This is a genomic window from uncultured Olegusella sp. (genome assembly GCF_947253395.1).
In the GTDB taxonomy this organism is placed as follows: Bacteria; Actinomycetota; Coriobacteriia; order Coriobacteriales; family Atopobiaceae; genus Olegusella.
In genome coordinates this window covers 1-2,766 of sequence record NZ_CAMXYY010000156.1, presented here as the reverse complement: position 1 = coordinate 2,766, position 2,766 = coordinate 1, and the positions used below count along the sequence as shown (strand labels likewise).

Genomic DNA, 2,766 nt, shown 5'->3' with positions numbered 1-2,766 from the left:
CATCAGCACGCAGATCATGTAGGTGGTGTAGCTGACCTTGCGTACAAAATGCCTTGTGAACAGATATTTTTTGCCGAAGGCGTTACATCCGAACTTTCACCTGAACTTGAGTCTGCCTGTAAGGCATTGGTGGGAACCCAGCTCGAAGAGCTGTCCTATGGGGATACCTTGCATGTGGGGCAATTTGTCTTAAGGATGATTTGGCCTCGCATGCCTGTAAGTGGCCTTGAAAATAAGGATTCAATACAGTTTGATGTGCTTTATCAAGACGACAAGCAAAGATTTCGAGCTCTGCTTACCGGGGATGCAGAAAAAAAGGAACTAGCAGAACTAATTGCAGCGGGCGATATCGGCGATATTGATGTTTTGAAGCTAGGACATCATGGTTCAAAAATTTCTTTGACGGCAAAGCAGGCGCAAGAACTTTTGCCTGAGCTTTGTCTTGCCAGCGCGGGTGAAAAAAATAAGTATGGGCATCCATCAGGTGAATGTATTGAGATAGTAAAAAACATAGGATCATGTTTTCTCTGTACGATTGATTGTGGTGATATCTGCGTATGTCCTGCTGAAGGGGGACCTACCATCGTATGTCAAAAGAGTTTTGTAGACTAAAGCTATTATTGAAGGCATACAACATGCGAGGGGGAGTTGATGCTAGAGACAAAAAAGAGCGCAATGCTTGTGGCTTATGCGGCAATTGGTAGTGATGAGCGCAAAAAAAAGTCTGTTGTGAATAGACTCAAAAGGCATTTAGATGCAGGTATGGAAGCCTTCAATTTAGATGAGATAACTGCTACAGCTGAACTTGATGCAGCGACACTATTAGGCTCGCTTAACACTCTTCCTTTTGGGGCAGAGAAGCGCTTTGTCATCGTAAACGCTGCCGATCGTCTGGATATGACGGTCAAAGATATGTTGGTGGATTACCTTTCAAATCCCAACAGCGCCTGTACACTTTGCTTACTTTTTGACTCGTTGCCCAAGAAAACTCCTTTATACGAGGCTATAGCTTCTGTGGGCCCTCAAGCAATTATTGACTGTGCACCAAAAAAGAACCGTTCGCTTGTTGCGGAAGTAAAGATGTTTGCTCAGGCACGAGGAATGTATATGGATGATTCCGCAATCTATGAGCTCATTAAGCGCTCAGGAGAGTCTGGAAAACTGCTAGAAAAACAAGTTATTCAGCTTTGTACGCTTTGTCGTACACAAGAACATATTAGTTATAACGATGTCGTCAACAACATTTCACAAACAGCAGAAATAAAACCGTGGGATTTTCTTGATCCTATCTGCCAGCGCAATGCGGTTGCAGCGCTCACCCAATATCACTTGATGGTACAACCTTCACAAATCGCTCTTCTCGCCATGTTAGTTGGTCGTTTGCGTGAGTTGATATGTACTCAGAGTTTGATGGCGCGAGGGCAGGAATATGTTCTAGCTTCTACGCTTCGCAAGCGCGATTTTCAGATAGACAGGTATAAGCGGTGGGTAAGAAACTTTGCTCCAGGGGAGCTCAGTCGATTTTTACAAGCTTGTGCTGACTGCGACCGAGATCTCAAATCAGGCGCCGATCCTGACATAAGATTTACCCAGCTTATCTTGCAAATCTGTGGTGCTGTTCAGTAGTATGTCTTTGCTTTGGTGAGGGTTAAAAAAGACCCCGCAGTTTTTACTACGGGGTCCATACATGCAATGTAGTTACAAAGGTTATTGCAAAAAATTAGGCCATCTTATTAACCATGTTCTGAACGCCAGACTTGCGCTCAGCTGCTTGGTTTTTGTGAATGATGCCCTTTGCTGCAGCCTTGTCAAATTTACGACCAGCAGCGTTTGCAGCAAGCTGTGCTGCGTCTTTGTCGCCAGCCTCAACAGCAGCGACGACCTTCTTTACATAGGTCTTGAGCTCAGAGCGTACTGCCTTGTTACGCTGACGAGCCTTCTCAGCGGTGAGAATACGCTTCTTCTGCGACTTGATGTTTGCCACGTGCTTTTCCTTTCAACCAATCATCAACGAGGCCTCTATGCTGAGACAAGCGACGTCTGGAAGCGTGGGGGCACAACCAGACGGGAGGTCAACCTGTGAAGTATAGCACTCAGAGGGCTAACTGAGGTATTATCTTTCCCATGAATACTACAGACACATCACACATCCGTAATTTCAGCATCGTGGCTCATATCGACCACGGTAAATCGACGATCTCTGATCGCATTCTTGAGCTTACCCATACCGTTGAGCAGAGAGATTTAACTTCTCAGATGCTTGATAGTATGGATATTGAGCAAGAGCGTGGCATCACCATCAAGTCGAACGCTGTGCGCGTGCTCTATGATGCTGACGACGGCGAAACCTATACCTTCAATCTTATTGATACTCCCGGGCATGTGGACTTTACCTATGAGGTCAGTCGCAGTCTTGCGGCCTGCGAGGGAGCAGTACTAGTAGTAGATGCTACCCAGGGTGTAGAGGCGCAGACGGTTTCCAATGCCAATCTTGCAATGAATGCCAATCTTGATATTGTGCCTGCTATCAACAAGATTGATTTACCTTCTGCACATCCCGAGGAAGTAAAAGCCGAAATCGAGGATGCCCTTGCCATCCCTGCTGATGATGCTGTGCTTGTTTCAGGCAAGACAGGCGAGGGTATTCACGATTTACTTGAGTCTATTGTCTATTTGGTAAAGCCTCCTTCAGGAGATGAAGCGGCGCCTTTACGAGCGCTTGTCTTGGATTCCTACTTTGATGCGTATCGTGGTGTCGTTGCAACA

Annotated in this window: 4 protein-coding genes; 3 read left to right on the top strand and 1 reads right to left on the bottom strand. The window is 46.0% G+C overall.

Translation table 11 applies throughout. The features are described 5' to 3' along the window. Both Q0X25_RS08290 and holA read left to right on the top strand, forming a co-directional pair. A partial coding sequence (locus tag Q0X25_RS08290) for a ComEC/Rec2 family competence protein (RefSeq protein ID WP_367270424.1) occupies positions 1–612 on the top strand: 612 nt, incomplete at its 5' end. A 39-nt stretch (positions 613–651) separates the two neighbouring features. Then, positions 652–1,626 carry a DNA polymerase III subunit delta gene (holA, locus tag Q0X25_RS08285; RefSeq protein ID WP_298581166.1) on the top strand — a complete coding sequence of 325 codons (975 nt, stop codon included), beginning with the start codon at positions 652–654 and terminating at the stop codon, positions 1,624–1,626. Between the two features lie 94 nt (positions 1,627–1,720). Here holA and rpsT read toward each other — a convergent pair whose 3' ends face one another. Further along, the gene (rpsT, locus tag Q0X25_RS08280; protein ID WP_021626135.1) at positions 1,721–1,984 is read right to left on the bottom strand and encodes a 30S ribosomal protein S20; all 264 of its coding nucleotides are present in this window, start codon (positions 1,982–1,984) and stop codon (positions 1,721–1,723) included. A 140-nt stretch (positions 1,985–2,124) separates the two neighbouring features. Here rpsT and Q0X25_RS08275 point away from each other — a divergent pair. Further along, a partial coding sequence (locus tag Q0X25_RS08275; RefSeq protein WP_298581162.1) for a GTP-binding protein occupies positions 2,125–2,766 on the top strand: 642 nt, incomplete at its 3' end.

Excerpts from the sequence above, each read along its gene's own strand:
- holA (WP_298581166.1), top strand. The coding sequence starts at position 652 with ATGCTAGAGACAAAAAAGAGCGCAATGCTTGTGGCTTATGCGGCAATT.